Genomic DNA, 12,306 nt, shown 5'->3' on the forward strand with positions numbered 1-12,306 from the left:
GATATCGGGAAAAAAACTGCCGGTTTCGCAGGTTTTCGTGATCCGATCAGCAAATTTCACGTTCTTCTGACTGCAAGTCTTCTTTCAAGGTTCATACTTGATGAACCGTACACGTTGCATTGTTTTTAAATCAGCTAGAGTTGCTTGTCACCTCTCATTATTTTCATCACCCCGGAATCCGGGAGTAATCAGTGTCTGAAATAATCAAAGTCAGTCTGGAGTGGCCCACCCTGCCGGCAACGGTTCTGGTTGCTCTGTGTGTGCTGTATTGGCTTTGTGTTATTTTGGGAATTATGGATTTCGATTTTCTGGATTTGGATCTGGATTTCGACATTGGATCAGACAGTCCATCGGTTCTGGACTTTGGTTTCATCGGGCTGCGGATTCTGAATCTTGGTGAAGTGCCCGTGATGCTCTGGATGAGTATTTTCTCATTGAGCATGTGGATGCTTTCCGTCAATTTCGATGCTGATGTAGAGATCAACACCTGGCTGGACTATCTACCTTTATTCCTGAGGAATCTGGGGATCAGTCTGGTGGTAACGAAGCTGATCACACAACCATTTAAGGGGTATTTTCAGTTTACCCCTCCCAATCAGATTGAGACATTACTGGGAAAATCGTGTCGTGTCACCAGCAGCACGGTTTCAGAACAGTTTGGTCAGGCGGAACTGGAAACAGACGGAGCTCCCCTGAAGCTGCATATTCGTTCGGAAGACGAAACAATCCAGAAGGGAGATCTGGTTCGATTGGCAGACTTCAATACAGAGAAACAGGTTTTTTACGTCGTAAAGATTAACCAGGAGTCCTAAGATTATGTCCATTTCATTGTTTCACCTTGCCTCAGTTCAACTGCTGGGTGTAGATCTCTTCGGTTGGTCAATCTCACTGGGGGGGGCCATCATTTTAATCGCGCTGTTTGGCTTTGCCGTTGCGGTAACACGGTTCTACCGCAAAGTGGGGCCGGAGGAAGCGCTGGTTCGGACAGGTGTCCGTAAATTACAAGTCGCCACTGGTGAAGGGATCTTTGTGATTCCGGTTTTGCACCAGGCAGACAAAATGGATCTGTCGGTGAAACGGATTGAGATTGCCCGAAAAGGGGAAGTGGGTCTGATTTGCCGGGATAACATTCGGGCAGATATCGAAGTCGCCTTCTTCGTACGTGTGAATAATACGGCAGGCGATATTCGCAATGTAGCTCAATCTCTGGGCTGTAAACGCGCTTCCAGCCGGGAAGCACTGGTTGAACTGTTCGATGCCAAGTTTTCGGAGGCTTTGAAGACGGTTGGTAAACATTTCGACTTTGTCGAACTCTATAATGAGCGGGACAAGTTCAAGGAAGAGATTCTGAAGATCATTGGAACCGATCTGAACGGGTATGTTCTGGATGACTGTGCCATTGATTACCTGGAACAGACACCTCTGGAAAAATTGAGCCCCACGAATATTCTCGATGCAGAGGGGATCAAGAAGATCACCGATCTGACAGCCCGCGAGCATGTTCTGGCGAACAATATTACCCGGGAAAAAGAAAAAACCATCAAGAAGCAGGACGTGGAAGCCCAGGAAGCAATCCTGGAACTGGAACGCCAGCGGGTCGAAGCCGTTGAGAAACAGACTCGTGAAATTGCCTCTTTAACGGCTCGTGAGCGTGCAGAAGCGCGACGTGTCGAACACGAAGAACGGTTGAAAGCCGAATCGGCTCGTATTCGTACCGATGAAGAACTGGCAATCGCAGAAGAGAATAAACTGCGCCAGGTGATTGTTGCCGAAAAGAGCAAACAGCGTACAGAAGCGGTCGAAAATGAACGCGTCGAAAAAGATCGACTGCTCGAAGTGACCGAACGTTCCCGCGTGGTCGGACTGGCTGAAATTGACAAAGATAAAGCCATCGAAGTGGAAAAACGCAATATTCAGGAAGTGATTCGCGAACGGGTGATCGTGGAACGGGCCGTTGTCGAAGAAGAAGAACGGATCAAAGATACTCACGAATTTGCGACTGCCGATCGTCTGAAGCAGGTCACTGTCACCAAGGCGGAAATGGAAGCCCAGGAAAATCTGGTCAAAGAAGTCAAAGCCGCAGAAGCGAAGAAATCGTCTGCCGAGCTGCTGGCTGAAAAAGTGATCATTGAAGCAGAAGCAGAAAAAACTGCTACCGAGAAAAAATCGGACGCCATCAAAGTCATGGCAGAAGCCAAGACCGCCGACGGCGCTGCCGTTGGTCTGGCAGATGCCCAGGTCATGATTGCCAAGGCAACCGCAACCGAGAAGACAGGTCAGGCGGAAGCCAATGTCTTGATCGCCAAAGCGGAAGCCACGGAAAAGACCGGGACTGCGGAAGCCAAGGTCATGCAGCTCAAATACAGCTCGGAAGCGACTGGTATTGTAGACAAAGCCAAGGCAATGAAACTCTTCGACGGTGTCGGTCGAGATCACGAAGAATTCAAAATTCGGCTCAACAAAGACAAGGAAATCGAACTGGCGGCCATCGCTGCTCAACAGGAGATCGCCGAAGCTCAGGCGGGGATCGTGGGCGAAGCATTGAAATCAGCCCGTATCGATATTGTGGGTGGCGAAACGACGTTCTTCGATAAGATTGTGGATTCGATTAAGAGTGGTAAATCAATCGATCGTTTCGTTCACAACAGTGAAACTCTGACAGACATCAAGAATACGTTCTTCAACGGCAACCCCGACTACTTTGAAGATCAGCTCCAGACCTTTATTTCCCGGTTTGGCATGTCGTTTGAAGATGTCAAAAACCTCTCGATTGCCGCGTTGATTTCGCAGATGCTGGTACAGGCGGAAGGAGAAGAAGACCGGTCAACTTTGAACCGTCTGCTTGCAACCGTGAAAAACCTCGGTATTGCGGATAAAAAAGTGTCTTCCTTCATGAAGGCCAAAGTCGAGAAGTAAGCACTTCATTCTCTGCATCAGAAACGTCGTTCAATCGGCTGTCTTTTCTGGAAATAAACCATCTGGAGAGATCGCCGATTGAAGCCGGTTCTTTCGTCTGCAAAAATAATCAGTATAGAGTTCCCCGGGAAATACATTCCAATGGCCGATTTGAAAAATGATTCAGAAGAGACTGCAGAAAGTAATGCGGACAGCATTGCCCTGGAAAGCAGTACCTACGAAATTATTCAAAATCGCCTGAAAGGCCACGGTAAAGAACTGCAGGCCCGCCTGGGGAAACTGAACGATCTTCGCAAAGAAGTATTTGGTTCGATCGAAACCCGGCTGGTTGGCAGCGATCGGATTACCACTGAGCACAATTGTATTCCCCGCGACATACTGGCTGTCGGCAATCGATTTCTGTTTGGTTATAACGTCAATTTTGGTTTGAAGACCGAGATCAATCTGAGCGATGTCTTCGCAGTTTACGAATTCAAAGAGGGCACTTATCATGCACAGCCTCTTGATCTGATTCGAAACGACGCGTTTGAAAAAGATTTTAAAGACATCTACCGCTACTATAAAAAAGCGACCTTCGCAAAGTTTTTCGCGAAGGGCCCTTTTTTGTATATGCTGTTCAAGGTGGGAGATGGCCCGAAGGATTTTAAATCTTTCAAGTGGGCGCTGCAGAGTGATCAGTTGGTTTATATTGATAATCGCAGTGATCACGAAGTCCAGTATCCGGCGCAGCAGGAGTTTCAATGGACACGAACGCATCGCGATCTGCATTATGCTGGCGTGCATCCTCATATTTCGATTGATGATCGATTATTTGTCGAAACCGTAGGCGGCGATCTCACCATCAAGATTGAGAACAACACCGAATCCGGCGAAGGTATCTATTCGGAACCGGTCGATGATCCCGATCAGATTCTGGATGATGCGGAAATCTTCTATGCCCTCATCGGTTCGTTGATTCTACTGAAAGTGCGACCTTACAAAGAAACAAAGTACCGCTACTTCATCTACAACGAAAAACTGCAGAAAGCACAACGCCTCGATTCTATTCAGGATGCCTGTATTCTGCTTCCCGATGATCACGGTCTCGTATTTTCAAATGGTTACTACCTGCAGAATGGGGAATCCAAAACATTCGAAACCGATCTGCAGGACATGCTCTACCAGGAGCGAATTGCGTCTCCCAACGGCGAAGATTTTCTGTATGTGTTTTATCAACCCGATCAGGGGGCCTATGTCCTGCTGCGGTATAACCTGATCGAACAGAAACTCGACACCCCGATGATCTGCCACGGGTTTACGTTGTTCGAGGGGGGAGAGCTGATCTGTTTCACCGGTCAGGATGAACCACAGAAACACCATACCCTGCAGCTCTGGAAGACCCCCTACATCAGTGATTCGTTTCAGGTACAGCAGAAGCAGGATTCGTACCTCAACAAAATCGGGAATAAAGATATCGTGCGTGGCATGGCGGAATGTCACGAACTGCTGGGATTGATTAATCGGAAAGATGCCTACGAAAACCTGTACGTTGATCTGGTGAAAGTCACCAGCGATGTACTTGATTCTTATTTCTGGATCAATCAGGAAGAAACATTTGCGCTCGGCGAGATTGTCCTCGAAATCAGGCGCGCCGCGGAAGCAGCTGTCACCGAGTACGAAAAAGTACTGCAGCTGCGCCAGAATACGAAACAGAAAACAGCTGAAGTAGAAACGGTCACTAAAAAAACGTTGACCGACATCGATCATCGTCGCTTTGACAAAATCGACGATTTCGTACAGAGCCTGGCCAGCTTGAGAAGCCTGCGAGGCGATGTCATTTCGCTGCGTGATCTACGCTATGTCGATCACAGCCTGGTCGATCAGCTGGAAAAAAGTGTCAGTGAGAAAAACGAGAAACTCGCGGCGCGTTGCGTTTCCTTCCTGATGCGGGAAGACGCACTCAAGCCGTACGAAGATCGAATTGCAGCGGCTGGCGGACAGATTGAAACCGTCGAAAAAGTTTCCGATGCGCGGAAGGTCGAAGAAGAGATCGAAGCCAGTTCAAAAGAGCTGGAAATGCTGATTGAAATCGTCAGTAATCTGAAGGTGGAAGATACCACCAAACGCACTGCGATCATCGATAATATCTCCACTAATTTTTCGAAAATCAATCAGTCCCGGGCTGCTCTTAAGCGTCGCATCAAAGAACTGATGTCGGTTGAAGGAGTGGCCGAGTTCAACGCGCAGATGAAATTGCTGAACCAGGGCGTGGTGAACTATCTGGATGTCTGTGACTCCCCCGAAAAATGCGATGACTTCCTTACCAAACTGATGATTCAGGTTGAGGAACTGGAGGGCCGTTTTGCTGAATTTGATGAGTTCGTCGAGCAGCTCACTGAAAAACGGGAAGAAATCTACGCAGCCTTTGAATCGCGCAAACTGGCAATTGTAGAAAGCCGCAACAAACGGGCAAATTCACTGGCGAAATCAGCCGATCGCATTCTGACGGGCATTCGCAGTCGTGCCGAGCAACTGAAGACGATCAACGAGATCAATGGCTATTTTGCTTCGGATCTGATGATCGACAAAGTTCGCGACATCGTCCGCCAGCTGGGTGAGCTGCAGGATACCGTCAAAGTCGACGACATTCAGGGGCGTCTCAAAAGCATTCGTGAAGACACGGTTCGGCAGTTAAAAGACAAGCAGGAGTTGTTTGTCGACGGTGACAATATCATCAAACTGGGGAACCGGAAATTTACGGTGAACCGCCAGACATTGGATCTTACCACCGTCTTTCGAGATGACAGCCTGCAGCTGCATTTGACCGGAACCAATTTTTTTGAAGAGATTGAAGACGAACGCCTGCTGGCAACCAGGGAAGTCTGGGATCAGGAAGTGGTCTCTGAAAACCAGGATGTGTACCGTGTTGAATATTTAACCTACTGTCTGCTGAAGTCGGTTGAAGCCGATCCGGAGCAGTCGCTGCTGGCACTTTCAAAACAAACCGATGAGGAACTGCTCGCATATATCCAGAAATTCATGGGGCCGCGTTACAGTGAAGGTTACATCAAAGGGGTTCACGATCAGGATGCATTGCTGCTCTTGAAGTCTCTGTTGAAAATCAAACCGGCTCTAGGGCTCCTGCGATATCAATCAGCGGCGCGGGCTTTAGCTGGTTTATACTGGAATTATTTTTGTGATACGGAAACCAAAACACTGTTTGAAACCAAGCTGGCTGGTTTCGGCAGTGTGATGCAGGTCTTTCCTCAAACCGGACAGCAGCAGTATTACATCAACGAACTCAGGCAGCAGCTTTCGCAATTCGTACAACAGCTCTCCTGCCTCGATCAGGCTCTTGTTTCTGAAGCTGCTGAGTACCTGTTTCAGGAACTGGTACATGGCTCCACTTTTGTCATCAGTAAACGAGCCGCCGATCTGTATCAGGAGTTCGAAAAATTTCTGAAACACAACAATGCAGAGAAACGGTTGAAAGACAGTCTCTCCTCCACGAAAGGCAATCCGGCAAACTGGTTTCTGCTGGCGCGCGACTGGGTGCAGGCTTACCTGGATCATCTTAATTCAGAAGAAGACTTCGATTATCTGGATGAAGTGGCGTTACTGCTGCTTGATGACAGTCTGGATCGAAGCCGATTGATTGATGCGGTGGTAACCGAACAGATTTCTGGTCTCTCCGGATCACATGCACGGATTCAGCATGGAGAATACCATCTGCACTTTAACCGCTACACAAAGCGACTGACTGAGTTTCAATCGGTGAATGTGCCACGGTATGAATCGTACCTCTCGCTCAAGAAAGAGATCGTCGATCATGCTCGTGATGCCATGCGGCTCGAAGAATTTCGACCCAGGGTTCTGACTTCCTTTGTCCGGAATCGACTGCTGGATGAAGTCTATCTGCCTGTAATCGGAGATAACCTGGCCAAGCAGATGGGCGAAGCAGGCGAGAATAAACGGACCGACAGGATGGGACTTTTGATGCTGGTCTCTCCTCCCGGTTACGGTAAAACCACATTGATGGAATACATTGCGAATCGTCTGGGGATCATCTTCATGAAGATCAACGGGCCCGCACTCGGACATCAGGTGACTTCACTCGATCCGGCTGCGGCACCGAATGCCGGGGCTCGTGAAGAGGTCAAGAAGTTAAACCTGTCGCTCGAGATGGGGGATAACGTCATGATCTATCTGGATGACATTCAGCACTGTAATCCCGAATTCCTGCAGAAATTTATTTCACTCTGTGATGCCCAGCGAAAAATAGAAGGGGTCTACAAAGGAGAGACCCGGACCTACGATTTACGTGGACGCAAAGTTGCCGTCGTGATGGCGGGTAACCCCTATACGGAGAGTGGCGAAAAGTTCCAGATCCCGGACATGCTCTCCAACCGTGCCGACATCTATAACCTGGGTGAAGTGATTGGCGAACATGCGGATGCGTTCGAAATGAGTTACCTGGAGAACTGCATTACCTCGAATCCCGTGCTCAACCAACTCTCTTCACGCAGCCAGAAAGATATCTACACCATCATTCAGATGGCCCAGGACGGGAGTGGCGAACGGGGTGATCTCGAAGGAAACTACTCGGTGGAAGAACTCAACGAGATGGTTTCCACGATGAAGAAGCTGATCCGCGTGCGTGATGTGATTTTGAGCGTCAATCGCGAATACATCCGCTCGGCGGCCCAGTCGGATGATTATCGTACCGAACCCGCCTTCAAGCTGCAGGGATCATACCGCAATATGAACCGTATCGCTGAAAAAGTATTTGCGGTGATGAATGAGAAGGAACTGGAGACACTGATTGTTTCCAATTATGAAAACGACGTCCAGACGCTGACATCCGATGCCGAAGCCAACCTGCTGAAGTTCAAGGAATTGATGGGGATCTTGTCTGAAGCCGAACTGGAACGCTGGAACGATATCAAAAAGTCGTTCCGCAAAAATCAGCAGCTGAAGAGTGTAGGCGGCGAAGACCGGATGGCTCAGGCAATATTGCAGCTGGCCAATGTCGGTGAAGGTCTGCAGGACATACGCGAAAGTATGAATACCGGCATCAGTCGCCTCACTAAAGAGAAGGATTCCAGTCTGGATTTGTATGCTAAAGAATTTGCAGAACGTTTTCAGCATCTGTCAGAAAGTCTGAATGCGATTCAGGCTGCTTTGACAACCGGAACCAAAGATGTAACTTCCCTGTTCGAGCAATCAATCAAAACCAGGTCAGCACAGCCAGGGTCTGCTCCTGCTCCAACTGGCGAATCATCCGCTACGACCTCCGATGACAGAATCACGGTTGTGAATAAAATCCCCCGCTCTCTGTTGAATGTGCTGGAAACGCAGTTCGATCTGATGCAGGGCTGGATGCAGCCCCTCTTAACCTCTTCTCATGCCAACCAGGCCGAGTTCCAGGAACTGAAAGATCTGGTGACCCGTTGTATGAAAGACTACAACGCCCTCATTAAACGTGTCGATGACGAGTAGAGACAGTTCTGTATGATCTTTTCAAGCCAACTCGTGTAACGGCTCGCCGAACGGGAGCGTGATAATCGGGCGTCCTGAGTGATCCAGGTAATGCTTCTCAGTATCAATTCCCAGATGCTGATAAATTGTAGCGAGCACATCCTGTGGCGTTTTCGGATTATCTTTCGGGAACGCACCTTTGGAATCCGATGATCCCACCACGCGGCCTCCCTTAACTGGTCCCCCGGCAATTGCGGCGCTGAACACATTCGGGTAATGGTCGCGGCCTGCATTCTTATTGACGCGGGGAGTGCGACCAAATTCGCCCCAGGCCACGACGAGCGTCGATTCCAGCAGACCACGCTGATCGAGGTCTTCGATCAACGCGGAATAAGCCTGATCCCAGCGAGGCAGGAAGCCGTTTCGCATTGAGTCGAACCCTTTGACGTGGGTATCCCACCAGCGACAGTCGACGGTCACCAGTCGCACACCCGCTTCCACCAGACGGCGGCCTAAGAGCATCCGCTGTGAAAAGGCGCTGGCACTGCAGCGCGTGGGATCCATGGGATCGTAGCGGGGAACGAAGCCATATCGTTCCCGTGTGCTTTCGCGTTCGGCATCCAGGTCGAATGCCTTTCGCGCCTTGTCGGAACTCAGGATGCCAAATGCCTGCTGCTGAAACTGGCTGATTGCCGTGAGTTGTCCCGAACGATCCAGGTCCGTGCGAAACTGATCAAAGCCCTTCAGCAGATCTTTCCGCCGAGCAAAACGATTGTCGTTGATGCCTTCGACGAGCGAAAAGTTCTGTAAAGTAAAGGGTCCATCATTGGCCGGGTCAGCTAATGTTTCAAATGGCTTATGGGCAACGCCGAGGTAAGCGGAATCGGTACCGGGGACCTGACGCGGGATCATGACATACGGAGGGAGTTCGGGAGTCAGATGGCCCACCTGTTCCGAAACAATGGAACCACAACTGGGATGGACATTGATGGTCGGGTCAGTTCCCGGTGGATGGCCGGTAAACAGGATCTGATCACCGGCGGAATGTCCCGCGTTGGTGTGATGCAGGCTGCGGATGATGGACCATTTTTCCATGATCTTCGCGCAGCGTGGCATCAGGTCGACGATTTCAATTCCGGGTATCGAGGTTCTGATGGCTCCAAAGTCGCCGCGAAATTCGGCGGGTGCGTGGGGTTTGGGATCCCATGTTTCATGCTGCGAGGGGCCGCCCCGCATCCAGAGAATGATGACCGAGTTCTCTTTTCTGGCGGCCGGTCCTGCGTGTGCTTCATGGCGCAGGAGTTCCGGGAGTGTCAGACCTGTGAGTCCTAAACCACCCGCTTTCAAAAAGCCGCGTCGATTGAATCGCAGAGTTTTTTGAAATTCGGGACATGCGGCTTGTAGTCGGCTTCGATTCATTCTTCAACGGACCTTTTAGGTTTGTTATCAGAGCGACATATCAAAGTGTGTTTATGTTAACGGAAACTGTAGCAGGGTGCAACGAAAACACGATACGGAATCAACTTGTGACAAACGCGTGCTGAGGGAAATCAAATCGGGAATAAAACATGTAAATCCATTTATGTTGTTGACTTACTTATGTTGCATGTGTACTTAGAGTTTATGTAGACAATTGTGATTGCTTTTGAGGGGCATTTGAGGAGAAATATATGCTTGATTCATCGATGCTGGTATTGGGGGATGCGAATCCAGTGGCGGCACTGCTTTGTGTGGTAGTGTTTGTACTTCCCATCGCACTGTTGATCGGGGCTGTCATTCTGCGTACTTCCGTCAGTTTATTTAACAATTTAGCCAGCTTTGATGAAGCCAGTCCCTACAGAGTTCCTGAGCCTGGCATGTTGAATGCCATGGGGATTCTGTTGTTATCAACGATTGCCGACGTCATTGTCGGCTTCTTGATTGGAGCGATTATTGGCGCTACCGGTCTGATTCCGATCGGACCAGAGGGGATTGATCCCAGGATGGAATTGCTTTTTAATCTGGTGGTTTTGCCGATCACTTTTGTGATTTTTTCAGCGATCGTTTCTTCATTGCTCCCGACAACTTTAAAGCGGGCGATGGGAGTTGTACTTTGTCAGTATCTGATCGTGTTAGCTCTGGTTGCTGTGTTTTATCTGTTCATTTCTTTTGTGGGACTGGCGTTAAGAGCGGCTTAAGTAGTGTCCCACAACAAGAGAGGTGAGGCTGGATCGGCTGACATTCAGCTTACTCTTGCTGAGATACAGAGGTCTGGTAGAAATCTCGGGGACGATCAAGGGCATGAACACAGCCTGAAACATCATGTTGCGCAAGAAGGCTGCGCAACATGATGGTGGTTCACTGCATTCACTGCCGACAGGTTTGAATTACTGAATCTTGCCACGTCCCTGGATAGGCCAGACGACTTCCAGGCGATCGTTGCGGAAGCCATAGAAGTTCTCGTGCAGGATCGTGGTGAAGTCGGCGTAGCCGGGGATCAGTTCGATCTTGTCGCCGATCTTGAGATCCTGAGATTCCGGTCCCAGGGTGACGGCACAGTGTTCGGCACTGAGCGCGGTGACTTCCGCATCCGGCCAGGCTTTGACCAGGGGGAGCTGGAAGTCGGGGTGCATCGTTTTGCGGCCGCAGTCGAGGACCATACGTCCTTTTTCCGGACGGCTGACCACGGTGGCCAGCACACTCAATGAGTAGTCGAGGCCTGTCAGGTTGCATTTATTGACATACATCGGGTCCGCGAAAATGCCTCCGCCGGCCTGCAGTTCGGTGATCCCTTCGCAGTTGGAAGTGATCTGGTAGGAACCGGTGCCGCCGGCGCTGACGATTTCGCAGGGGATACCTTTGGCTTCAATCGCCGTTTTACAGCCTACGAGGGTTCGCATCGCTTCGACGATCTTTTCTTCCTTTTCGGCCTGATCCTGGATCTGCAGCAGGTGTCCTTCGTAGCCCATAATGCCCGCCAGTTCGACCCCTTCCAGCTTGTCGATGGCCATGGCGAGATCGAGTGTATCCTGTCCCGGTCGGGAGCCGACGCGGTTCAGCCCGATATTGACTTCCGGCATCATGCGGCAGACAACGCCGGCATCGGCACACATTTTCGCCAGCGGTTCGATCTGGGCATAATGGTCACAGGCGATGATGGGGCGGGCATGACGGCAGAGGGAGACAACCCGTTCCCACTTGGTTTTGCCGACAATCATATTAGCGATCAGGATGTCTTTGACGCCGGCTGCTGCCATGACTTCGGCTTCGGAGACTTTCGCACAGGTGACGCCGATGGCGCCAGCTCCCATCTGGGCCAGGGCAATCGCGGGGGTTTTATGGCATTTTTCGTGGGGCCGCCAGGTCTTGCCGCGGCTGAGAATATAGTCGGACATCTTCTGAATATTTGATTCCATAATATCCAGGTCGATGCAGAGAATCGGGGTATCGAGATCGAATTTGTGTGATCCAATTACGGACTGAGTCATGAAACTTCCTAAACTCCAAAAGGTCGTTGAACGCATCAAAGTTGATTATGAGATGGTACCGAAAACGATTGAAAATCGCAGTCTCACGAGCAGAATTCTTGAATTCAGACAATATTCAAAAAACTTTTCCCACTGCGTTGACAGTTCTGAAAAACCTCGATAAACTCCGCGTCCCCATTGAAGTTCTGGCACTTAATTGTCGATGAAAACTGGACACTTAAGAGCTGACAGCTTTGGTGGTTGATCTTTGACAAAATGGTTGGTGGCCCCAAATTTTAAGAGTGGAAGCCGGTATGTTCTGGAAGTGATTCTTTCGGGAATCGTGGATGGAACATATTCAGGTAACTAAAATTATTGAGCCAATCTGTAGCGCATCAGGCAGGCGACCTGTTTGATGTTGATTGGCGTCAAACTCTCTATTGTTTTTATGACGGCTTGCCGTCATAGGCATATTTTTTAAGGGTTT

The 12,306-nt window shown here is 49.8% G+C and carries 6 protein-coding genes; 4 read left to right on the top strand and 2 right to left on the bottom strand.

Annotated elements, in window-relative coordinates:
• The first annotated feature begins 191 nt into the window (after positions 1–191).
• From ACN0YN_RS10665 to ACN0YN_RS10675, 3 genes are all read left to right on the top strand, one after another.
• The gene (locus ACN0YN_RS10665; RefSeq protein WP_417384989.1) at positions 192–812 is read left to right on the top strand and encodes a hypothetical protein; all 621 of its coding nucleotides are present in this window, start codon (positions 192–194) and stop codon (positions 810–812) included.
• Positions 813–816: 4 nt separating this feature from the next.
• Positions 817–2,916, top strand: coding sequence for a flotillin family protein (locus ACN0YN_RS10670; RefSeq protein ID WP_417384990.1), 2,100 nt, complete (start codon positions 817–819; stop codon positions 2,914–2,916).
• 141 nt (positions 2,917–3,057) lie between these two features.
• The gene (locus ACN0YN_RS10675) at positions 3,058–8,394 is read left to right on the top strand and encodes a DNA repair ATPase (protein ID WP_417384991.1); all 5,337 of its coding nucleotides are present in this window, start codon (positions 3,058–3,060) and stop codon (positions 8,392–8,394) included.
• 21 nt (positions 8,395–8,415) lie between these two features.
• Here ACN0YN_RS10675 and ACN0YN_RS10680 read toward each other — a convergent pair whose 3' ends face one another.
• Positions 8,416–9,792: a DUF1501 domain-containing protein gene (locus ACN0YN_RS10680; RefSeq protein WP_417384992.1), complete on the bottom strand. Its 1,377-nt coding sequence runs from the start codon at positions 9,790–9,792 to the stop codon at positions 8,416–8,418.
• Positions 9,793–10,043: 251 nt separating this feature from the next.
• Between ACN0YN_RS10680 and ACN0YN_RS10685 the strand changes: the two genes are divergently transcribed.
• A complete protein-coding gene (locus ACN0YN_RS10685; protein WP_417384993.1) occupies positions 10,044–10,550 on the top strand; it encodes a hypothetical protein in 507 nt (168 codons plus the stop codon).
• Positions 10,551–10,739: 189 nt separating this feature from the next.
• Here the strand turns inward: ACN0YN_RS10685 and ACN0YN_RS10690 are convergent, their stop codons facing one another.
• Entirely contained in the window at positions 10,740–11,840 is a 1,101-nt protein-coding gene (locus ACN0YN_RS10690) for a DSD1 family PLP-dependent enzyme (RefSeq protein ID WP_417384994.1), read from the bottom strand.
• Positions 11,841–12,306: the final 466 nt, after the last annotated feature.

Source organism: Gimesia sp., from assembly GCF_048260065.1.
Classification (GTDB): Bacteria; Planctomycetota; Planctomycetia; order Planctomycetales; family Planctomycetaceae; genus Gimesia.